This window comes from Enterobacter quasiroggenkampii (assembly GCF_043972695.1).
GTDB lineage: Bacteria > Pseudomonadota > Gammaproteobacteria > Enterobacterales > Enterobacteriaceae > Enterobacter > Enterobacter quasiroggenkampii.
In genome coordinates, this window is the sequence record NZ_CP143745.1 from 3,624,603 (window position 1) to 3,644,651 (window position 20,049).

Below are 20,049 nucleotides of genomic sequence, written 5' to 3' on the forward strand. Positions count from 1 at the left end.
ATGTCTCCGGCTTTTTTTTGCCCGGTGGCGCTGCGCTTACGCGGGCCTACGGGGTATGTAGGTCGGGTAAGGCGTAGCCGCCACCCGACACAGTCTTACGCGACGTCTTCGTACTGAGGAACCGGGTTACGGAAACTCTTCGTGACGCAGGCCAGGTAAACCAGGCCGATACCCGCCCAAATCAGGCCAAGCACCATCGAGCTCTCTTCCAGGTTAACCCACAGCGCGCCCACGGTCAGGGCACCACACATCGGCAGGAACAGATACTGGAAGTGATCTTTCAGCGTCTTGTTACGCTTTTCACGGATCCAGAACTGAGAGATAACCGACAGGTTAACAAAGGTGAACGCCACCAGCGCACCGAAGTTAATCAACGCCGTTGCCATCACCAGGTCAAAGTTAATCGCCAGAAGCGCGATCGCACCGACCAGGATAATGTTCATCGCCGGGGTACGCCATGTTGGATGCACGTAGCCGAAGAAGCTTTTCGGGAATACGCCATCGCGGCCCATTACGTACATCAGACGCGCAACGCCTGCATGCGCGGCCATACCGGACGCCAGTACGGTGATGGTGGAGAAGATCAGCGCGCCGACCTGGAACGCTTTACCCGCCACATACAGCATAATTTCCGGCTGAGACGCATCCGGATCCTTGAAGCGAGAGATATCCGGGAAGTACAGCTGCAGGAAATAGGTCGAGAAAATAAAGATCAGACCGCCAATCAGCGCCGTCAGGAAGATGGCACGCGGGATCACGCGCTCTGCATCTTTCGTTTCTTCAGACAGGTTGCTGATCCCGTCAAAACCGGTAAAGGAGAAGCACAGAATGGTTGCCCCGGTAATCATCGGGATCACATGCGCATCACCAGACCAGAACGGTTTGCTGCTCGCCAGGGTGCCCGCACCTTCGCCGTGGAATACGCCGTAAATAACCATGCCAAGAATCACCGCAATCAGCACAACCTGAAGCACAACGATAACAGAGTTAAAGTTGGCAACGGACTTGATGCTGCGCAGGTTAAAGGCCGTCATAAAGGCCACCAGCGCCACGACGAACATCCACGAGGGAATCGATGGCACCAGCGCTTCAAAATAGATTTTTGCCAGCAGAATGTTGATCATCGGCGCGAACAGATAGTCGAGCAGCGAAGACCAGCCCACCATAAAGCCAACCGTCGGGCTGATGGATTTCTGGGCATAGGTGTAGGCGGAACCCGCAGACGGATAGCGACGCACCAGTTTACCGTAGCTCAGCGCGGTAAAGAGGATCGCAATCAGCGCGAAGCCATAAGCCGTCGGCACATGACCGTCGGTGAGGCCCGATACGATACCGAATGTATCGAACAGCGTCATCGGTTGCATATAGGCCAGGCCCATCATAACAACCGGAATCAACGTAAGCGTTTTACGTAATTCCACGCGAGAGGTGTTTGGAGTTGCGTTATGCGACATAGTTAATCTCCTTTACGGTGATAACCGCCACGTAAGCGAAAAATTGCCCCATTTCTTTCTTCCTCAGCGACAACAACTGTCGGATTTTAGTAAATATCTATCCGGTACGAAGCCCGGCCTCTTGGTTTTTAGTTTCGTTTCGTACATGCAAAAAAAAATAACCGACGCCTTTTATATCGTCGATTATTCATTTGGTTGCAGCGGCCGCATTTTGCCCCACATCGGATACAAAAGGCAATACTTTGCAACGCAGCGGGTAATTTTCTTTTTTCTAACTGGCTGATTTCTCGGCAGTGCCCTGAGCATATACAGCAGCGATAGCACTATTTGCTAAAATTTCGTCCCGCCACCAGGCGCTGGCGAGCCCGGCGGTCTGTTCATTCCAGCCCACCCATACCGATTCATGGCTGTTTTGAGCAAGTACCTGTTTTTCAACAAGCGCACCGCTGTCAATGTACCGCTGTGCCAGATAGCGGGGCAAATAACCGCAGCCCAGACCGCTGATTTGCAGCTCCAGCTTGGTTTTAAAATCGAAAACGGTGATGGCCTCCTGCTCGTCGAGCAACTGCGAGGAAACCGCACATTCCGGGCGAGAGCTGTCCCCCACCACAATCGCGCGGTAGCCTTTAATCACGCGGCGGTTAAGCGGCTCAGTTTCCTGAGCCAGCGGATGATGGGGCGCTACGGCAAACACCTGCTCCAGCACGCCCAGACGCGCAAAGCCAAACTCACTCAACTGGGGAGGCTCGTGGAGTGCACCGACAAAAATATCCGCCCTGCCCTGGGTTAGGGCATCCCAGGAGCCCCCCAGCACGCCGTTGATAAAGATCAGCCGCGTCACGCTGTGGTGTTGATAGAAGGCCTCAATCAGCGGCGTCAGGAGAGAAAACGGGAAAGTGTCATCCACGCCAATCACCAGCTCGTTTTCCCATCCCTGGTGAAGTTTGACGGCCTGTTTTTCGAGTTCACGAACGGTATGGAGGACTTCACGGCCTTTTTCCAGCAGCATCTGTCCGGTGCGGGTAAAACGGGCGCGATGCCCGGAGCGATCGAGGATCTGGATATTGAGGTCGCTTTCCAGTTTTTGGACGGTATAGCTCAGGGCCGAAGGGGTTTTGTAGAGTTTTGCCGACGCAGCGGCAAAGCTCCCCTCTTTTTCCAGTGCATCCAGAATAATAAGAACATCCAGCAGCGGTTTCATGCTCGCCCCCTTTCGGTGTGCGACGGTCTCCGCTGCGGGATTTATTCCATGGGCATCACCAGCGGATCGGGATACTGATACTCAAACCCCAGCTCATGACAAATGCGATTGCCATCAACAATTTTGCCTTTACTGCCATCCTTTGCCTCACCAAAGACCGGCGGAGCCAGGCCCAGCTGACGTGCCATCAGCGGGTAAAACGTGCTGCGCGCCGGATGAGACGGTGCACATATATTATAGATGTGTCCGCCTTTCGGAGCCTGTAAGAGTAGCTCAATCGCGCCAACCACATCATCAAGATGCACAAGATTGACAACATGTTGGCCATCTGGCGCCGACTTCCCGGCAAAAAAGCGTCCCGGATGACGACCCGGGCCTACCAGCCCCGCCAGACGTACGATATCAACCTGGGTGCCGGGAAGATGATGCAGCCAGTCTTCCAGCTCTTTCAGAACCTGACCGCTCGCCGTAACGGGACGGCGCTCGGAAGTCTCTTTTACTACGCCCTCAACCTCACCATAGACCGACGTCGAGCTGGTAAAAATAATGCGCGGAACATGATGCGCCAGCGCGCTGTCGACAATCTCCTGCATCGCCTGCAGGTAAAATGATTCGCCCGGGCCGCTGCGCCGCGCGGGTAGCGTAATCACCAGCGCATCGACGTTCATCAGGGTGTCCAGATCGTCCGCATCACACACCAGTTCCGGCTCCAGACGCAGTTCAACGCCATCAATACCGCACATGCGCGCCGCTTCGACCCCATCTCGGGTGGTCTTACTCCCGGTCACCTGCCAGCCTTTCGCGGCTAATGACATCGCCAGCGGCATTCCCAGCCATCCTAAACCGACAATCGCGACCTTTTTCATGCGAATTCTCCTGACTCTTACTCGTCTTTCATAAGGCTACGCCAGCCCGGCAGAACACACAATTCATAGCATCAATATGAAATGAATTAATGATCAAAAAAAGCCCTTGCAATATGTCGCACAACTGGTTTAGGTTAAAAGACATCAAATGAATAAGCATTCATCGAGAATTTATATGACACGCGTTCAATTTAAACACCACCATCATCACCATCATCCTGACTAGTCTTTCAGGCGATGTGTGCTGGAAGACGTTTGGATCTTCCAGTGGTGCATGAACGCATGAAAAAGCCCCCGGAAGATCTTCTTCCGGGGGCTTTTTTTTGGACCGGGTTCAGACAGGTTAAAACAGGTTAACGAGGAATAAAGAATGTTAGATAACTCACGTTTACGCATAGCTATTCAAAAATCAGGCCGTTTGAGTGACGATTCACGCGAACTGCTGGCCCGCTGCGGGATTAAAATTAACCTGCACACCCAGCGCCTGATTGCTCTGGCTGAAAACATGCCCATCGACATTCTGCGCGTGCGTGATGACGATATTCCCGGCCTTGTCATGGATGGCGTCGTTGACCTCGGCATCATCGGCGAAAACGTACTGGAAGAAGAGCTGCTGACCCGCCGCGCGCAGGGCGAAGATCCACGTTACTTCACCCTGCGTCGTCTGGACTTCGGCGGCTGCCGCCTGTCGCTGGCAACGCCGGTTGATGAAGCGTGGGACGGCCCGGCCGCGCTGAACGGCAAACGTATCGCCACCTCCTACCCTCACCTGTTAAAGCGCTATCTGGATCAGAAAGGCGTGCAGTTTAAATCCTGTCTGCTGAACGGTTCTGTTGAAGTGGCGCCGCGTGCGGGTCTCGCGGACGCCATCTGTGACCTGGTCTCTACCGGCGCGACGCTGGAAGCGAACGGTCTGCGCGAAGTGGAGGTGATCTACCGCTCCAAAGCGTGCCTGATTCAGCGTGACGGCGAGATGGCCGACGCTAAGCAGCAGCTGATCGACAAACTGCTGACCCGTATTCAGGGCGTCATTCAGGCGCGTGAATCCAAATACATCATGATGCACGCCCCAACCGAGCGTCTGGATGAAGTCATTGCCCTGCTGCCGGGCGCCGAGCGCCCAACCATCCTGCCGCTGGCGGGCGATCAGCAGCGCGTGGCGATGCACATGGTGAGCAGCGAAACCCTGTTCTGGGAAACCATGGAAAAACTGAAGGCGCTGGGCGCAAGCTCCATCCTGGTGCTGCCGATTGAGAAGATGATGGAGTAATGGCCATGAGCTTTAACACAATCATCGACTGGAATACCTGTAGCGACGCACAGCAGCGCGAGCTGCTGATGCGCCCGGCGATTTCCGCCTCTGAAAGCATCTCGCGCACCGTGGCGGAGATCCTGGATAACGTCAAAGCCCGCGGCGATGACGCGCTGCGTGAATACAGTGCAAAGTTTGATAAGACGGAAGTTGGCGCATTACAGGTTACCGAGCAGGAAATGACTGATGCCAGCAATCGTCTGGGAGATGACATCAAGCAGGCGATGGCCGTTGCGGTGAAAAACATTGATACTTTCCACACCGCGCAAAAGCTGCAGACCGTAGATGTGGAAACCCTGCCCGGCGTGCGTTGCCAGCAGGTGACCCGCCCGGTTGCGTCGGTCGGCCTCTATATTCCTGGCGGCTCTGCCCCGCTTTTCTCCACCGTACTGATGCTGGCGACTCCCGCGCGCATTGCCGGGTGTCAGAAAGTGGTACTGTGCTCACCGCCACCGATTGCCGACGAGATTCTGTATGCGGCGAAGCTGTGCGGCGTGCAGGCGGTCTATAAAGTGGGCGGCGCGCAGGCGATTTCGGCCCTGGCGTTCGGCACGGAATCCATTCCCAAGGTCGACAAAATCTTTGGCCCGGGCAATGCGTATGTGACCGAGGCTAAGCGTCAGGTCAGCCAGCGTCTGGACGGCGCGGCCATCGATATGCCTGCCGGCCCGTCTGAAGTGCTGGTGATTGCCGACAGCGGCGCCACGCCGGATTTCGTGGCGTCTGACCTGCTTTCCCAGGCGGAACACGGCCCGGATTCGCAGGTCATCCTGCTGACACCGGATGCCGATATGGCGAAACGCGTGGGCGAAGCCGTGGAGCGTCAGCTTGCCGACCTGCCCCGCGCCGACACGGCACGCCAGGCGTTAGCGGCCAGCCGCCTGATTGTGGCACGCGATCTTGAGCAGTGCATTGCCATTTCTAACCAGTACGGCCCGGAGCACCTGATTATTCAGACCCGCAACGCGCGCGATCTGGTCGACAGCATTACCAGCGCGGGCTCGGTGTTCCTCGGCGACTGGTCCCCGGAGTCCGCAGGCGATTACGCCTCCGGCACCAACCACGTGCTGCCAACGTATGGCTATACCTCAACCTGTTCCAGCCTGGGACTGGCGGATTTCCAGAAACGCATGACCGTGCAGGAACTCTCCCGCGAAGGGTTTGCCTCACTGGCGTCCACCATTGAAACCCTGGCCGCCGCCGAGCGCCTGACCGCTCACAAAAATGCCGTTACGCTGCGCGTTGCAGCCCTGAAGGAGCAAGCATGAACATTGAAGAATTAGCCCGCGAAAATGTCCGTCGCCTGACGCCCTATCAGTCTGCGCGTCGTCTGGGCGGTAAAGGGGATGTCTGGCTGAACGCCAACGAATATCCAACGGCGGTGCAGTTTGAGCTGTCGCAGCAAACGCTGAACCGTTATCCGGAGTGTCAGCCGAAGGCGGTAATCGAAAACTACGCCCAGTACGCGGGCGTGAAGCCAGAGCAGGTGCTGGTCAGCCGCGGCGCGGATGAGGGCATTGAGCTGCTGATCCGCGCGTTCTGCGAGCCGGGCAAAGACGCCGTCATGTACTGCCAGCCGACCTACGGCATGTATAGCGTCAGCGCGGAAACCTTTGGGGTGGCGTGCCGCAACGTGCTCTCCCTGGAGAACTGGCAGCTGGATCTGCAGGGCATTGCCGACAATCTTGACGGCGTAAAAGTCGTCTTTGTCTGTAGCCCGAACAACCCGACCGGGCAGATTATTAACCCACAGGATATCCGAACCCTGCTGGAGATGACGCGCGGAAAAGCGCTGGTGGTGGCCGACGAAGCCTATATTGAGTTCTGCCCGCAGGCGACGCTGGCTGGCTGGCTTGAAGAATATCCGCACCTGGTCGTGCTGCGTACGCTGTCGAAGGCTTTCGCCCTCGCGGGTCTGCGCTGCGGATTCACCCTGGCGAATAAAGAGGTCATCGACCTGCTGCTGAAGGTGATCGCTCCGTACCCCCTCTCGACGCCGGTTGCCGATATTGCAGCACAGGCGCTGACGTCTCAGGGGATTAACGCGATGCGCGAGCGCGTGGCGCAAATCCTGGAGGAACGTCAGTACCTGGTGACCGCCCTGAAGGATATCCCGTGCGTGGAGCAGGTATTCGACTCGGAAACCAACTACATCCTGGTGCGCTTTACCGCCTCCAGCGCCGTATTTAAATCTTTGTGGGATCAGGGCATTATCTTACGAGACCAGAATAAACAACCTTCTCTGAGCGGATGCCTGCGCATTACCGTCGGCACCCGCGCAGAGAGCCAGCGCGTCATTGACGCCCTGAAAGCGGAGAAAGTATGACCCAGAAGATCCTTTTCATCGATCGTGACGGCACCCTTATTTCGGAGCCACCAGCTGATTTTCAGGTCGACCGATTCGACAAGCTGGCGTTTGAACCTGACGTGATCCCGGTGCTGCTCAAGCTGCAAAAAGCCGGATACAAGCTGGTGATGATCACCAACCAGGACGGTCTGGGTACCGACAGCTTCCCGCAGGCAGACTTTGACGGCCCGCATAATTTAATGATGCAGGTGCTGACCTCTCAGGGCGTGGTGTTTGATGAAGTGCTGATTTGCCCGCACATGCCAGCCGACGAGTGCGACTGCCGTAAGCCAAAGGTGAAGCTGGTCGAGCGCTATCTGGCAGAGGATGTGCTGGATAAGGCTAACAGCTATGTCATCGGCGATCGCATCACTGATATTACGCTCGCGGAAAACATGGGCATCGCGGGGCTTCGCTACGACCGCAACAACCTTAGCTGGGCGATGATTGGCGAACAGCTGACAAAACGTGACCGCTACTCGCACGTTGAACGTAACACCAAAGAGACGCAGATTGATGTGAAGGTCTGGCTGGATCGCGAAGGCGGCAGCAAGATCCACACCGGCGTGGGTTTCTTCGATCACATGCTGGACCAGATTGCCACCCACGGCGGTTTCCGCATGGAGATCACGGTAAAAGGCGATCTTTATATTGACGATCACCACACCGTGGAAGATACCGGCCTCGCGCTGGGTGAAGCCCTCAAGCTGGCGCTCGGTGATAAACGCGGCATCAACCGTTTTGGCTTTGTCCTGCCGATGGACGAGTGTCTGGCGCGCTGTGCGATGGATATCTCCGGTCGCCCGCACCTGGAATATAAAGCAGACTTCAATTACCAGCGCGTGGGCGATCTGAGCACCGAAATGGTGGAGCACTTCTTCCGTTCATTGTCCTACACCATGGGCCTGACGCTGCACCTGAAGACCAAAGGCAAGAACGACCACCACCGCGTAGAGAGTCTCTTCAAGGCCTTCGGCCGTACGCTGCGCCAGGCAATCCGCGTGGAAGGTGACGCCCTGCCCTCATCAAAAGGAGTCCTGTAATGAACGTGGTGATTCTGGATACCGGATGCGCCAACCTGAACTCCGTAAAGTCGGCGATTGCGCGCCACGGCTACGAGCCGGTGGTCAGCCGTGACCCGGACGTGGTGCTGCGTGCCGATAAGTTATTCCTGCCGGGCGTGGGCACTGCGCAGGCGGCGATGGATCAGATCCACGCGCGCGAGCTGGTCGATCTGATCAAGGCTTGTACCCAGCCGGTGCTGGGGATTTGCCTGGGCATGCAGATTCTAGGCCGCCGCAGCGAAGAGAATAACGGCGTTGACCTGCTGGGCATTATCGACGAAGACGTGCCGAAGATGACCGACCACGGTCTGCCTCTGCCGCATATGGGCTGGAACCGCGTGTACGCCAAAGCGGGCGACAGGCTTTTTCGCGGCATTGAAGACGGCGCGTATTTTTACTTCGTACACAGCTACGCCATGCCGGTGAACGCGAATACGATCGCCCAGTGCACTTACGGCGAGGCGTTTACCGCAGCCGTGCAGAAAGACAATTTCTTCGGCGTACAGTTTCACCCGGAGCGCTCTGGCGCCGCGGGCGCGCAGCTGCTGAAAAACTTCCTGGAGATGTGATGATTATTCCCGCGTTAGATTTAATTGACGGCACGGTTGTCCGTCTTCATCAGGGCGATTACGGGCAGCAGCGAGACTACGGAAACGATCCGCTGCCGCGTCTGCAGGATTATGCCGCCCAGGGGGCTCAGGTGCTGCATCTGGTCGATTTAACAGGTGCGAAAGACCCGGCAAAACGCCAGATCCCTCTGCTGAAAAATCTGGTTGCCGGTGTTGATGTGCCGGTACAGGTGGGCGGCGGCGTACGTACAGAAGATGACGTTGCGGCACTACTGGACGCGGGCGTAGCGCGCGTGGTGGTCGGTTCAACCGCGGTGAAAGAGCCTGAGATCGTAAAAGGCTGGTTCCGCCGCTTTGGCGCCGACGCGCTGGTACTGGCGCTGGACGTGCGCATTGATGAACAAGGTAATAAGCAGGTGGCGGTCAGCGGCTGGCAGGAAAACTCCGGCGTGACGCTGGAGGCGCTGGTCGAGATGTATCTCCCCGTTGGCCTGAAGCACGTGCTGTGCACGGATATCTCCCGTGACGGCACGCTGGCGGGCTCCAACGTCTCGCTGTATGAAGAGATCTGCGCGCGTTATCCGCAGGTGGCGTTCCAGTCTTCGGGCGGAATTGGTGATTTAAACGATATTGCCGCGCTGCGCGGAACGGGCGTACAGGGCGTGATTGTGGGCCGAGCCCTGCTGGAAGGTAAATTTACGGTGACGGAGGCGATTCAATGCTGGCAAAACGGATAATCCCTTGCCTGGACGTACGTGACGGCCAGGTCGTGAAAGGCGTGCAGTTCCGCAACCACGAGATCATTGGCGACATCGTTCCGCTGGCAAAACGCTATGCTGATGAAGGCGCAGACGAGCTGGTGTTCTACGATATTACCGCGTCCAGCGATGGCCGCGTGGTGGACAAAAGCTGGGTGGCGCGCGTGGCGGAAGTGATCGATATTCCGTTCTGCGTGGCGGGCGGGATTAAATCCGCTGACGATGCGGCCCAAATTCTCTCGTTTGGTGCCGACAAGATTTCCATCAACTCCCCTGCCCTGGCCGACCCGGAGTTGATTACTCGCCTCGCCGATCGTTTTGGCGTGCAGTGTATTGTGGTTGGGATCGACACCTGGTATGACGCCGCAACGGGCAAGTACCACGTCAATCAATATACGGGTGACGAAAGCCGCACGCGCGTAACGCATTGGGAAACGCTCGACTGGGTGCAGGAAGTGCAAAAGCGTGGCGCGGGAGAGATTGTCCTCAACATGATGAACCAGGATGGCGTGCGTAACGGGTATGACCTTGAGCAGCTGAAAAAAGTCCGTGCAGTCTGCCACGTTCCGCTGATTGCCTCCGGCGGCGCGGGCACCATGGAACATTTCCTCGAAGCCTTCCGCGATGCGAACGTGGACGGCGCGCTGGCCGCTTCCGTGTTCCACAAACAGATTATTAATATTGGTGAGTTAAAAACGTACCTGGCCGACCAGGGCGTGGAGATCAGGGTATGTTAACAGAGCAACAACAGGCGCAGCTGGACTGGGAAAAAACGGATGGATTACTGCCGGTGGTTGTCCAGCATGCCGTTTCAGGCGAAGTGCTGATGCTGGGCTATATGAACCAGGACGCGCTGGCGAAAACGATCGAAAGCGGCAAAGTGACGTTTTACTCCCGCACGAAACAGCGTCTGTGGACCAAAGGGGAAACCTCGGGTCATTTCCTGAACGTGGTCAGCATAACACCTGACTGCGATAACGATACCCTGCTGGTGCTGGCAAACCCAATCGGCCCGACCTGCCATAAGGGCACCAGCAGCTGCTTCGGCGAGGCGAGTCATCAGTGGCTGTTCCTGTATCAACTGGAGCAGCTGCTGGCAGAGCGTAAAACGGCAGATCCTGAGAGTTCTTATACCGCGAAGCTGTACGCCAGCGGCACCAAGCGAATTGCGCAGAAGGTGGGTGAAGAAGGCGTTGAGACTGCGCTGGCCGCGACCGTGCATGACCGCGAGGAGCTGACGAATGAAGCCTCTGATTTGGTGTATCACCTGCTGGTGCTCCTGCAGGATCAGGCGCTGGATTTGACGGCGGTGATTGAGAATTTACGTAAAAGGCATAAATAAACATCCTACCGGGGGAGCGCTCGCTCCCCTTTTCCTGTAATAAAGCAGTTATCATTCCTTCCGTGAGCGGGTATCATCAGCCGATAGTGTAAACGCACGATTTTATGCGTTAAGAGTTACTCATTTAACATTGAGGTTGAAGATGAAATTTCTGGTCACCGGCGCTGCCGGCTTTATCGGTTTCCACGTCAGCGAGCGCCTGCTGCAGGCAGGACATCAGGTTGTAGGAATTGATAACCTTAATGACTATTACGATGTCAATCTGAAGCAAGCGCGACTGGATCTACTTACGTCCGACAATTTCACTTTCCATAAGCTGGATCTGGCCGATCGCGAAGGGATGGCCTCGTTGTTTGCCGCTGAGAAGTTTGACCGCGTGATCCACCTCGCCGCGCAGGCTGGCGTACGTTACTCTCTGGAAAATCCGCACGCTTACGCGCAATCAAACCTTATCGGCCATCTCAACGTACTGGAAGGCTGCCGACACAACAAGGTGCAGCATTTACTGTATGCTTCTTCCAGCTCTGTTTACGGCCTGAACCGAAAGATGCCGTTCTCCACCGATGACTCGGTTGATCACCCGGTTTCCTTGTATGCCGCGACGAAAAAATCCAACGAACTGATATCGCATACCTACTCTCATCTTTACAATCTGCCGACGACCGGCCTGCGCTTTTTCACTGTGTATGGGCCATGGGGCCGTCCGGACATGGCGCTGTTTAAATTTACTAAGGCCATGATTGAAGGCAAAAGTATTGATGTTTACAACTATGGCAAGATGAAGCGCGACTTCACCTATATCGATGATATTGTTGAAGCGATTATTCGTCTGCAGGATGTTATCCCTCAGGCCGATGCGAACTGGACCGTTGAAACAGGGTCCCCGGCGTCCAGCTCTGCGCCGTACCGTATTTACAACATTGGCAACAGTGCGCCAGTAGAACTGATGGATTACATCACCGCGCTGGAAGAAGCGTTAGGCAAAGAAGCGGATAAAAATATGATGCCTGTTCAGCCAGGTGACGTGCTCGAAACAAGCGCGGATACCACGGCGCTCTATGACGTGATTGGGTTTAAGCCGAAAACGTCGGTGAAGGAAGGCGTGAAGAATTTTGTGGACTGGTATCGCAATTTCTACAAGGTCTAAAAAAACAAAACCCGGCGAATGCGCCGGGTTTTTTATGCGTTACGGGCAGTAATCAGTCGCTGCCGAACAGATCGCGGGTATACACTTTATCCGCAACGTCCGCCAGCTCTTCCGCCATGCGGTTAGAGATGATCACGTCCGCCTCTTTCTTGAATGCATCCAGATCACGCACCACGCGGGAATGGAAGAACTCATCTTCCTTCATTACCGGTTCATAAATAATGACCTGTACACCCTTGGCCTTAATGCGCTTCATGATGCCCTGGATGGAAGATGCACGGAAATTATCGGAGCCACTTTTCATAATCAGGCGATAGACGCCTACAACTTTCGGCTGACGGGAAAGTATTGAGTCAGCAACAAAATCTTTGCGGGTCCGGTTGGCATCAACAATCGCCGAGATGATGTTGTTAGGAACAGACTGATAGTTAGCCAGCAGCTGCTTAGTATCTTTCGGCAGGCAGTAACCGCCATAGCCAAACGACGGGTTGTTATAATGATTGCCGATACGTGGATCCAGACAAACGCCTTCGATAATTTGACGGCTATTCAACCCCAGGCTCTCTGCATAGCTGTCCAGCTCGTTAAAATATGCCACACGCATGGCAAGATACGTGTTAGCAAAAAGCTTGATGGCTTCCGCTTCGGTCGAATCGGTGAACAGCGTTGGAATATCTTTTTTGGTCGCCCCTTCCTGCAGCAGCGCGGCAAATCGCTCGGCGCGCTCTGAACGCTCGCCAATAACGATGCGTGATGGGTTCAGGTTGTCGTACAGCGCACGCCCTTCACGGAGAAATTCCGGGGAGAAGATGACATTATCAATGCCGTACTTTTCTTTAACGGACTGGGTAAAACCAACCGGGATGGTGGATTTAATGATCATCACCGCGTTCGGGTTGATTTCCGTAACATCGCGGATCACCGACTCAACGCTCGAGGTGTTGAAGTAGTTGGTTTTAGGATCATAGTCGGTCGGTGTGGCGATAATCACATAGTCCGCCCCACGGTAAGCATCCTGCTTGTCAGTGGTTGCGCGGAAGTTTAGCGGCTTCGTTGCCAGATACTCTTCAATCTCTTTATCTACAATCGGGGACTGCTTCTTGTTAAGCATGTCCACTTTAGCCTGCACGATATCCAGCGCAACCACTTCGTGGTTCTGAGCAATCAAGATACCGTTGGAGAGACCTACATAACCTGTACCGGAAATTGTTATTTTCATTCGCGAATAACTTCTGTAAGTGAGCTGTAGAGATGACCGCAGGGCCATCACGATAATCAATAACTGTAGGGCTTTTTACCTCCTGCCTTGTGGGAGTGTCAAGGCGAAGCCTCAGGAATAGCCCGTCCAGGTACAACATTCAGACTACTTCGAATATGTGGTTGTGATTTTGGTGAAAAAAAACCCGGAGAATATCTCCGGGTTTATATAACAACCTGAGGCTAAATCAGATTAGTCCAGCCATTCCGTGTGGAACACACCTTCTTTATCTGTACGCTTATAGGTATGCGCACCGAAATAATCACGCTGAGCCTGAATGAGGTTAGCCGGCAGTACCGCAGCACGATAGCTGTCGTAGTAGGCTACTGCAGCAGAGAAGGTCGGAACCGGGATACCGTTCTGCACCGCGTAGGCTACCACGTCACGCAGCGCCTGCTGGTATTCGTCAGCGATTTTCTTGAAGTACGGTGCCAGAAGCAGGTTGGCGATACCGGCGTTTTCAGCATAGGCATCGGTGATTTTCTGCAGGAACTGCGCACGAATGATGCAGCCCGCACGGAAAATCTTCGCGATCTCACCGTAGTTCAGATCCCAGTTGTTCTCGTCTGATGCCGCACGCAGCTGAGAGAAGCCTTGCGCGTAAGAAACGATTTTCCCCAGGTACAGTGCACGACGCACTTTCTCAACGAACTCCGCTTTATCACCTGCTGGTTTAGCCTGCGGGCCAGACAGCACTTTAGATGCCGCCACGCGCTGCTCTTTCAGAGAAGAGATGTAACGCGCAAAGACAGATTCGGTGATCAGAGACAGTGGTTCACCCAGATCCAGAGAGCTCTGGCTGGTCCATTTACCGGTGCCTTTGTTCGCTGCTTCATCCAGAATCACATCAACCAGGTATTTACCCTCTTCATCTTTCTTCGTGAAGATATCTTTGGTGATGTCGATCAGGTAGCTGTTCAGCTCGCCTTTGTTCCACTCGGTGAAGGTTTCAGCCAGCTCTTCATTGGAGAGGTTCAGGCCGCCTTTCAGCAGGGAGTATGCTTCCGCAATCAGCTGCATATCGCCGTATTCGATGCCGTTGTGCACCATTTTCACATAGTGACCGGCACCGTCAGGACCGATATAAGTCACACACGGCTCGCCATCTTCAGCAACCGCAGCAATTTTGGTCAGAATAGGCGCAACCAGCTCGTAAGCTTCTTTCTGTCCGCCCGGCATGATGGAAGGACCTTTAAGAGCCCCCTCTTCACCACCGGACACGCCGGTGCCGATAAAGTTGAAGCCTTCTGCAGACAGTTCACGATTGCGGCGAATGGTGTCCTGGAAGAAGGTATTACCGCCATCAATGATGATGTCGCCTTTTTCGAGGTAAGGCTTCAGGGAGTCGATAGCAGCATCGGTACCTGCACCTGCTTTCACCATTAACAGGATACGACGAGGGGTTTCCAGAGACTCAACGAATTCTTTAACCGTATAGAAAGGGACCAGTTTCTTGCCTGGGTTCTCGGCAATCACTTCTTCAGTTTTTTCACGGGAGCGGTTAAATACGGAAACGGTATAGCCACGGCTTTCAATGTTAAGCGCCAGGTTGCGCCCCATAACTGCCATACCGACAACGCCGATTTGTTGCTTGGACATTACATACTCCTGTCAGGTGTGAGCACCCGATAGCTTAGGTGCTATCGGGGTTAATAATCTGAGATGTTAACTCATAAAACCCAGCGTGGCATAGCAAGTGCATGCTCTTTTATGCTGTAAAAGTCATTTTATAGGTTAATAAGGGGCAAAAACTTTGATGCAAGCCAACATCACAATTACTGCTAAATAGTTAATAAACAATGACTTATCAAATATCTGTTTTGAAAATGTTCTATTCTTATACCATTCAATAATGATTCTCCTGCAAGGCAGTTCAATTAAACGGTGTAAAAACCATGCAGTTAGCAGTGATATAGACCAAAAAATTAACACTTGTTCAGTTACAGAAAGACCATTAAAAACAGATAAATTTTTCTGGAACCAGACAAGAACGCTCATATGGACCAGGTAAAGAGAAAAACTAATTTCACCCAGCAGAACAAAAAATTTAGCAGACAATATCTTATTAATTATTCCATTACCATAAGCAAAGATCAGAATAAGGAATGCAAAGGAAAAAACAGATCCGGCTTTTGATAGATAATAGCTGAGCACTACCCCGGTCTGCTCACCAATTCCTACGAAACCAGTAAATCTTGGCGAAAGCCACATTGTGAAAACTGCAATTATTATCGCCATAATTTCCGCAATGGAAAAAACAGCACTAGAGCGCGAGGTATTCCATGAATGATCGCGTGTCTTCATATATACATTACAGACAAGAACTCCAATGTAGAACTCAAAAATTCTTACCCATGGATTTATATAAAGCAGCCCCATTAAGCTAAACTGGCTATTACCTTCATCCGCAGAAACGTTCCATAACACACCGAAACACAGGTGCATAATAACAGCAATACTTAAAATGATTAATTTAAGCCATTTACCAGGTATCAGGCTTGTTATTAATAATGGAAACGCAATATAGAAAAACATCTCCGTGGAGATACTCCAGGAGACGCCGTTAAAGGTAAGAAATACATCTTTCAATGGCACCAGTGACTGAAGCAAGAAAGTATGCAGGAAAGCGGTGAACGCAATGGCCGCTCCCTGTAGCCCCCCTTGGTTAATACCACCCGTGAATATTACAAGTAAGAGCATCGCAAAAAGATGTGATGGCAGGATTCTTGCGAAGCGTGCAACATAGAATCCTTTTACTTCCGCGAAGGTTTTTAATTTAGGATAATTATAAGTGAGTATAAATCCTGACAAAACAAAAAAGAAAGATACACCCTGCGCTAAAGATAAAGTTGTTGCAATGCCTAGTGAACCAAATAAACCGTGACCATGCCCTAAAACGATCATTGCCGCAGCAAAGAACCTTAGAGAAGTAAGTGCGTCTAATTTTTTTATATTCTGCATAGTTTTTTTTCAGATTTGCTTGCTATAAAACTTAAGCATAATTCATTCATGCCTCGCCTCCCAAACATCATAGATATCATCAACATATTGGCATGATGTCTTTGGTCTTACTGAACCCTGACTTAGCCTTGTTAAATCTGCGTCTATTAAAGATTTTATTTTTTCATAAAGATCTTTATAATTGCCGGCTTCGAACAAAAGCCCATTAATATTATGGGTTATTACCGCAGAGATTCCCGGCAAATTTGACCCAATAACAGGACAATTCGCTGCCTGCGCAGAATAAATAACAAGCGGTGTGTTTTCGAACCAAACAGACGGAACCACCAGGACATCAAATTCATCTAAGACTGATAAGATTTTATTATTTGGAAATACCCCCTTAAAAGAAATATTTCCTTTTCCTGCTGCAAGACTATATAGTTCTTTAACGTAATCAGGAAATTCGTCTCCACTGCCAAAGATAGTCAATGACGCAAAATTATCTGGTAATAAATTAACAGCTTTTATTGCAACATCACAGCCTTTATGCGGTGCCAGTGTCCCAATGAAACCTATTCGTAATGGTCTATCTTTAGCCCATTTCTTATATTTAGCTTCAGTAAATCCTTCATTAAAATCAATACCAAAACTTTTTTCGTATATGATGGATGGACTGACGCCGTATTTGATGAAAAGCTCAGACATAAAACGATTGGGGGAAATAATACCCTGGATTCTATTCAGCGCACTAACAGTATTATCAATGCGATGTGCCATCGCCTTCACCTCATGGCTCATCGGATACTTGATGTTTTTATATCTCTTAGTAACGTCGGTGAGTTTGTCAAAAACAACACTGGGTATTATTTGAATGATATTTGCTGTAAATCTATTTACCCTATCCTGTGCAAAATGCTTTACGCAATTTCCAGAATACCTATCAGGACCATTACAGAAACATCCATTATTAAGCATTAATTGTGCCGTTGGGCATATCATCCAGAAATCAGTTGGAGTGAAATATTGTGCGATTCCAGCGTCGGCAAGATAGTTAATAATTCTCACCCCAAGCCTGTTTAGGTGAAAATGATGCACTAATTGAGGTTGGTAACTCTCGCATACCTCAGTGAAATAATGCTCAGCTAACTTATTATTATATCCTACATCAATCATTGATGTTTGATCGGCCACCGGCGAATAAGAGTGATGGAATCGATAAATATGGATGTTTTCGTATTCATATTCATCAAATCGTTCATCTTCAGCAAGTTCACTTTTCGCTGGATGGCCTGTAAAGACACGTACATCATGACCGCGTCTTATGAGCTCTTTTACTACCGACAATGTTAATACTTCAGTACCAGCTCTGTATTCTGGAAAAAACTGATGAACGGTAATTAATATTCGCATTAATGATTACTCAATATTAATTCCTGCTATTTATTATGTATTACTTGTTTCATCCACTCTGCAGTACGGACTAGACCGTCCTGCATAGTTACTTTTGGTTCCCAGCCTAATTCATTTCGAGCCTGTTGATTGCAAAGCACACTGATATCGATGTCGAATGAACGACCTGGTTTATAAATAACCTGGACCGGCTCTGTTACGATATTTTTCATCATATCAATTAATTCATTCAGGCTTGTTCCTGTTCCGGAACTTATATTAAAGCATTCTTTTTCACCTTCATAGGTGATAGCTTTTGCAAAGGCTTCAGCAACATCGCTTACATGAATATAATCTCGTTGCACATTACCATCACCCCAAATTTCAATGGGAGCCCCCTTCAGGATGTTGTGCATAAATATACCAATTGCACCCTGCGCGGTTTCCACGCGCTGTCTTTCACCATAGGGGTTAGCAACACGCAAAGTTACCGCTTTGATCCCATGCAACTTACTGAACATATGCAAATATTTTTCTATCGCTAACTTAGTAATACCATAAGATACTACTGGCTCTGTGGGATGCTTTTCATCGATAGGAATATACTGGGGGTTTCCATAAACAGTACCACCTGAAGATATAAATACAATACGCTTAACTTTGTGTTCGACCATAGCGTTAAGCATGTGCAAGCTTGGAATGATATTTGTTTGTACGTCATAAACAGGATCATCATTAGAGCTTTTAGGCAAAGTGGTTGAAACTAAATGAACGACCCCATCCATGCCTTCAACGGCATCTTTCAAATCATGGCTACTGCTAAAATCCCCGGTTGTCCATTCAACATTTTCTGTTTCTGCAAAATGGCGATAAGGCGGCACACGAGGTCGCTCAAATATACGTAATTGATGGCCTTCCTGTAACAATCTTTCACAAATTGCAGAGCCAATAAATCCACCACCACCAAAAACAACTAATTTCATTTTCCCTCCAGGGATATATCTATACTTAACCACGCAGAACGATCGGATAAGGTGCCGGCATAGTAATTAGTTCGGCTGGTAAAGACTTAATGTTTCTTTCGCCATAACTTCCGTAGTACGCAAATATTCAGTCGTTAATGAAAGTTTGCTCAGCAATCCTGGCGTTTGCAGAATGTATGATAGCTTCTCGGTAAGATCATTTACATCACCACGTTTGAAGCTATATCCATTCTTCCCTTCAGTTAGAAACTCGGTCATTCCTTCGACGTCAGAAACCAATACCGGAGTATGCGTCGCAAGGGAGTTTAATAAAACTAAAGGACTGTTTTCGTACCAACGGGAAGGTATAACGAAGAGATCCATCTCCTGGAAAATGTTAGCGGTTAGTGACTGCTCAAAGGTACCCATAAATGAGATACCATCCACGCCTTCACTTAATCTGTTCAGTTCTTCCATATAATTTACGGACTGATTGGTAGGCCCATAAATCTTAAGCACCGCACTATTTTTAGGAAGCCTTTTAAACGCTTCAATAATGAGGTCTGTACCTTTATGAGGCGCAATCTGACCAATATAACCAATGACCGGGATATGACCTTTACTACGCAGCGGTTTTGGCTGGCGATCGATATCCATGCCGAACCACAACTTAGTCATCGGTACGCTGATGCCATTTTTCTCATAGGCTTTCTTAAGAAAGGCAGTTGGCGCAACGGCGCCTTTATAATATGTATTATAAAGGTATGATAACGTATCAGGGCGTTGTGCAAGATCTTCGACTATGCCTTCCAGATGACTATTTTTCAGCAAGCCTATCTGTTTAGCGCCAACAAGGCCTTTTGAAATGACGTTAGCAGCAACAGGTGTGGCTGCTTTACTCAACCAACCACTGGCATAGCCATTTCGCGCAGCTTCTTTTAAATAACAGGCAATACAATTAGCTCTGGAAACTGAAGGACCGGCACATAAATCACCATTTGCTGCTTCAAGTTTATTATTAAAGCAAAACCCAAAGAAATCTGTGAACGTGGTATAAGTCGGTATATTTAATTTCCCCGTTACTTCAAGAAGAACAGAGGTATGGTTAATAAGATGCGTGATGTGAACAATATCTGGTTTAAGTTCAGCAAGAATACTTTCCAGCACGTCACGCATTTCAGGTTGATAATAAGTCTCTTTAATTCTTGAATGTGGAAGAACATTCTTATCTATTGATATCACTGGAATGCCTTCCCAGGAATAGCGGCTGACCAATTCTGCTTGTTTAGCCTCCCCTTGAAAGACTGCAGAAACTACTGTGACATCATGGCCCCAGGCACGATAATGTTTAGCTAAACCTAAGGTATACGTTTCAGTACCATAGAAATGGTCAGGAAAAAAACAATGTACGAAGAATACAATTTTCATAGTTTGCAA

General features: G+C 51.0%; 20 protein-coding genes and 1 other annotated feature. Of the genes, 10 read left to right on the plus strand and 10 right to left on the minus strand.

Features of this window, described 5'->3' with window-relative positions; translation table 11 throughout:
• Positions 1–95: 95 nt before the first annotated feature.
• The 4 genes from plaP to V1572_RS17420 form a co-directional block, all read right to left on the minus strand.
• Positions 96–1,454 carry a putrescine/proton symporter PlaP gene (gene plaP / locus V1572_RS17405; protein ID WP_008499462.1) on the minus strand — a complete coding sequence of 453 codons (1,359 nt, stop codon included), beginning with the start codon at positions 1,452–1,454 and terminating at the stop codon, positions 96–98.
• Positions 1,444–1,506: a membrane protein YoeI gene (yoeI, locus tag V1572_RS17410; protein WP_100245854.1), complete on the minus strand. Its 63-nt coding sequence runs from the start codon at positions 1,504–1,506 to the stop codon at positions 1,444–1,446. Before yoeI ends, plaP begins: the two co-directional genes overlap by 11 nt.
• 219 nt (positions 1,507–1,725) lie before the next feature.
• Positions 1,726–2,655 (minus strand): LysR substrate-binding domain-containing protein, encoded by a 930-nt coding sequence (locus V1572_RS17415; protein WP_395299418.1) that lies wholly within the window; start codon positions 2,653–2,655, stop codon positions 1,726–1,728.
• 41 nt (positions 2,656–2,696) lie between these two features.
• Positions 2,697–3,521 (minus strand): SDR family oxidoreductase, encoded by an 825-nt coding sequence (locus V1572_RS17420; protein ID WP_045908599.1) that lies wholly within the window; start codon positions 3,519–3,521, stop codon positions 2,697–2,699.
• A gap of 175 nt (positions 3,522–3,696) precedes the next feature.
• Between V1572_RS17420 and hisL the strand changes: the two genes are divergently transcribed.
• The 10 genes from hisL (at position 3,697) to V1572_RS17470 (ending at position 12,060) form a co-directional block, all read left to right on the plus strand.
• Complete coding sequence (gene hisL, locus V1572_RS17425; RefSeq protein ID WP_001364200.1) at positions 3,697–3,747, plus strand: his operon leader peptide; 51 nt, start codon at positions 3,697–3,699, stop codon at positions 3,745–3,747.
• Positions 3,723–3,846: a sequence feature (His leader region), on the plus strand. (Overlaps the previous gene by 25 nt.)
• A gap of 45 nt (positions 3,847–3,891) precedes the next feature.
• The gene (gene hisG, locus V1572_RS17430; protein ID WP_000886595.1) at positions 3,892–4,791 is read left to right on the plus strand and encodes an ATP phosphoribosyltransferase; all 900 of its coding nucleotides are present in this window, start codon (positions 3,892–3,894) and stop codon (positions 4,789–4,791) included.
• Between the two features lie 5 nt (positions 4,792–4,796).
• Entirely contained in the window at positions 4,797–6,101 is a 1,305-nt protein-coding gene (gene hisD / locus V1572_RS17435) for a histidinol dehydrogenase (protein ID WP_045908762.1), read from the plus strand.
• Complete coding sequence (gene hisC / locus V1572_RS17440) at positions 6,098–7,159, plus strand: histidinol-phosphate transaminase (protein ID WP_395299419.1); 1,062 nt, start codon at positions 6,098–6,100, stop codon at positions 7,157–7,159. The genes hisD and hisC overlap by 4 nt, the downstream gene beginning before the upstream one ends.
• Positions 7,156–8,223, plus strand: a complete 1,068-nt coding sequence (hisB, locus tag V1572_RS17445) for a bifunctional histidinol-phosphatase/imidazoleglycerol-phosphate dehydratase HisB (RefSeq protein ID WP_126534992.1) — start codon at positions 7,156–7,158, stop codon at positions 8,221–8,223. Before hisC ends, hisB begins: the two co-directional genes overlap by 4 nt.
• Complete coding sequence (gene hisH, locus V1572_RS17450; RefSeq protein ID WP_045908601.1) at positions 8,223–8,813, plus strand: imidazole glycerol phosphate synthase subunit HisH; 591 nt, start codon at positions 8,223–8,225, stop codon at positions 8,811–8,813. Before hisB ends, hisH begins: the two co-directional genes overlap by 1 nt.
• Positions 8,813–9,550, plus strand: a complete 738-nt coding sequence (hisA, locus tag V1572_RS17455; RefSeq protein WP_023616231.1) for a 1-(5-phosphoribosyl)-5-[(5-phosphoribosylamino)methylideneamino]imidazole-4-carboxamide isomerase — start codon at positions 8,813–8,815, stop codon at positions 9,548–9,550. Before hisH ends, hisA begins: the two co-directional genes overlap by 1 nt.
• A complete protein-coding gene (gene hisF / locus V1572_RS17460; RefSeq protein WP_262779703.1) occupies positions 9,532–10,308 on the plus strand; it encodes an imidazole glycerol phosphate synthase subunit HisF in 777 nt (258 codons plus the stop codon). Before hisA ends, hisF begins: the two co-directional genes overlap by 19 nt.
• Positions 10,302–10,913 carry a bifunctional phosphoribosyl-AMP cyclohydrolase/phosphoribosyl-ATP diphosphatase HisIE gene (hisIE, locus tag V1572_RS17465; protein ID WP_214573366.1) on the plus strand — a complete coding sequence of 204 codons (612 nt, stop codon included), beginning with the start codon at positions 10,302–10,304 and terminating at the stop codon, positions 10,911–10,913. Before hisF ends, hisIE begins: the two co-directional genes overlap by 7 nt.
• Positions 10,914–11,055: 142 nt before the next feature.
• The gene (locus V1572_RS17470) at positions 11,056–12,060 is read left to right on the plus strand and encodes an NAD-dependent epimerase (protein WP_395299420.1); all 1,005 of its coding nucleotides are present in this window, start codon (positions 11,056–11,058) and stop codon (positions 12,058–12,060) included.
• Between the two features lie 52 nt (positions 12,061–12,112).
• Here the strand turns inward: V1572_RS17470 and ugd are convergent, their stop codons facing one another.
• The 6 genes from ugd to V1572_RS17500 form a co-directional block, all read right to left on the minus strand.
• Positions 12,113–13,279 carry a UDP-glucose 6-dehydrogenase gene (ugd, locus tag V1572_RS17475; protein ID WP_021241437.1) on the minus strand — a complete coding sequence of 389 codons (1,167 nt, stop codon included), beginning with the start codon at positions 13,277–13,279 and terminating at the stop codon, positions 12,113–12,115.
• Positions 13,280–13,510: 231 nt separating this feature from the next.
• Positions 13,511–14,917 carry an NADP-dependent phosphogluconate dehydrogenase gene (gene gndA / locus V1572_RS17480; RefSeq protein WP_069720594.1) on the minus strand — a complete coding sequence of 469 codons (1,407 nt, stop codon included), beginning with the start codon at positions 14,915–14,917 and terminating at the stop codon, positions 13,511–13,513.
• A gap of 135 nt (positions 14,918–15,052) precedes the next feature.
• Positions 15,053–16,279 (minus strand): acyltransferase family protein, encoded by a 1,227-nt coding sequence (locus V1572_RS17485; protein WP_395299421.1) that lies wholly within the window; start codon positions 16,277–16,279, stop codon positions 15,053–15,055.
• Between the two features lie 42 nt (positions 16,280–16,321).
• A complete protein-coding gene (locus tag V1572_RS17490) occupies positions 16,322–17,671 on the minus strand; it encodes a glycosyltransferase (RefSeq protein WP_069720596.1) in 1,350 nt (449 codons plus the stop codon).
• A gap of 26 nt (positions 17,672–17,697) precedes the next feature.
• Complete coding sequence (locus tag V1572_RS17495; protein ID WP_069720597.1) at positions 17,698–18,633, minus strand: NAD-dependent epimerase/dehydratase family protein; 936 nt, start codon at positions 18,631–18,633, stop codon at positions 17,698–17,700.
• Between the two features lie 66 nt (positions 18,634–18,699).
• Complete coding sequence (locus V1572_RS17500; RefSeq protein WP_069720598.1) at positions 18,700–20,040, minus strand: glycosyltransferase family 4 protein; 1,341 nt, start codon at positions 20,038–20,040, stop codon at positions 18,700–18,702.
• Positions 20,041–20,049: the final 9 nt, after the last annotated feature.

What these genes read in the sequence shown, in the direction of transcription:
- plaP (WP_008499462.1), bottom strand. Translation starts at nt 1,454, where the DNA reads ATGTCGCATAACGCAACTCCAAACACCTCTCGCGTGGAATTACGTAAA.
- V1572_RS17415 (WP_395299418.1), bottom strand. Translation starts at nt 2,655, where the DNA reads ATGAAACCGCTGCTGGATGTTCTTATTATTCTGGATGCACTGGAAAAA.
- V1572_RS17420 (WP_045908599.1), bottom strand. Translation starts at nt 3,521, where the DNA reads ATGAAAAAGGTCGCGATTGTCGGTTTAGGATGGCTGGGAATGCCGCTG.
- hisG (WP_000886595.1), top strand. Translation starts at nt 3,892, where the DNA reads ATGTTAGATAACTCACGTTTACGCATAGCTATTCAAAAATCAGGCCGT.
- hisD (WP_045908762.1), top strand. Translation starts at nt 4,797, where the DNA reads ATGAGCTTTAACACAATCATCGACTGGAATACCTGTAGCGACGCACAG.
- hisC (WP_395299419.1), top strand. Translation starts at nt 6,098, where the DNA reads ATGAACATTGAAGAATTAGCCCGCGAAAATGTCCGTCGCCTGACGCCC.
- hisB (WP_126534992.1), top strand. Translation starts at nt 7,156, where the DNA reads ATGACCCAGAAGATCCTTTTCATCGATCGTGACGGCACCCTTATTTCG.
- hisH (WP_045908601.1), top strand. Translation starts at nt 8,223, where the DNA reads ATGAACGTGGTGATTCTGGATACCGGATGCGCCAACCTGAACTCCGTA.
- hisA (WP_023616231.1), top strand. Translation starts at nt 8,813, where the DNA reads ATGATTATTCCCGCGTTAGATTTAATTGACGGCACGGTTGTCCGTCTT.
- hisF (WP_262779703.1), top strand. Translation starts at nt 9,532, where the DNA reads ATGCTGGCAAAACGGATAATCCCTTGCCTGGACGTACGTGACGGCCAG.
- hisIE (WP_214573366.1), top strand. Translation starts at nt 10,302, where the DNA reads ATGTTAACAGAGCAACAACAGGCGCAGCTGGACTGGGAAAAAACGGAT.
- V1572_RS17470 (WP_395299420.1), top strand. Translation starts at nt 11,056, where the DNA reads ATGAAATTTCTGGTCACCGGCGCTGCCGGCTTTATCGGTTTCCACGTC.
- ugd (WP_021241437.1), bottom strand. Translation starts at nt 13,279, where the DNA reads ATGAAAATAACAATTTCCGGTACAGGTTATGTAGGTCTCTCCAACGGT.
- gndA (WP_069720594.1), bottom strand. Translation starts at nt 14,917, where the DNA reads ATGTCCAAGCAACAAATCGGCGTTGTCGGTATGGCAGTTATGGGGCGC.
- V1572_RS17485 (WP_395299421.1), bottom strand. Translation starts at nt 16,279, where the DNA reads ATGCAGAATATAAAAAAATTAGACGCACTTACTTCTCTAAGGTTCTTT.
- V1572_RS17490 (WP_069720596.1), bottom strand. Translation starts at nt 17,671, where the DNA reads ATGCGAATATTAATTACCGTTCATCAGTTTTTTCCAGAATACAGAGCT.
- V1572_RS17495 (WP_069720597.1), bottom strand. Translation starts at nt 18,633, where the DNA reads ATGAAATTAGTTGTTTTTGGTGGTGGTGGATTTATTGGCTCTGCAATT.
- V1572_RS17500 (WP_069720598.1), bottom strand. Translation starts at nt 20,040, where the DNA reads ATGAAAATTGTATTCTTCGTACATTGTTTTTTTCCTGACCATTTCTAT.